Origin of the sequence: Rheinheimera tilapiae (genome assembly GCF_042432165.1) — a bacterium.
Lineage (GTDB): Bacteria > Pseudomonadota > Gammaproteobacteria > Enterobacterales > Alteromonadaceae > Pararheinheimera > Pararheinheimera tilapiae.
This window is the reverse complement of sequence record NZ_JBHLXP010000012.1, coordinates 1-500: the sequence shown is the minus strand read 5'-3', so window position 1 is coordinate 500 and position 500 is coordinate 1. Positions and strand designations below refer to the sequence as shown.

The window sequence follows — 500 nt, the reverse complement described above, 5'->3', positions numbered from 1 at the left end:
AGGTTAAGTAAAGTTTTTAGCTTCTCAATTATTCAAAGGAGGTTTTTTTATCGATTACTTAGGTGTTGATATTAGTAAAAGAAGTAGTGTAGTTGCACATTATAAAAATGAAAAATTCCAAAAAGAGTTTTTCATCCAAAATAATAAAAATGGTTACAACTATTTACTCAAGTATTTGAATGACTTAGACCACCCACAACTCATTTTTGAATCTACAGGTATCTATTCAAGAAGTATGGAACGATTTTGTTGTGTAAATCAAATTAACTATATTCAAATGAATCCGTTAGAAGCCAAATTTAAAACGAGCGCTCTAAGATCATGGAAAACTGATCAGGCAGATGCTCATAAGCTTGCTTGTTTAGGACCGACGCTTAAACAAACAGACAACTTACCTATACATGAGTTAATATTCTTTGAATTAAGAGAACGCGTCCGTTTTCATCTAGAAATCGAGAATGAACAAAATCGACTTAAATTTCAGATCCTTGAATTACTCC

Annotated in this window: 1 protein-coding gene; it reads left to right on the top strand. The window is 31.4% G+C overall.

Translation table 11 applies throughout. The features are described 5' to 3' along the window. Positions 1-49: 49 nt before the first annotated feature. Positions 50-500, top strand: a 451-nt coding sequence (locus ACFFJP_RS21310; RefSeq protein WP_377249188.1) for an IS110 family transposase, incomplete at its 3' end; no start/stop codon positions are given.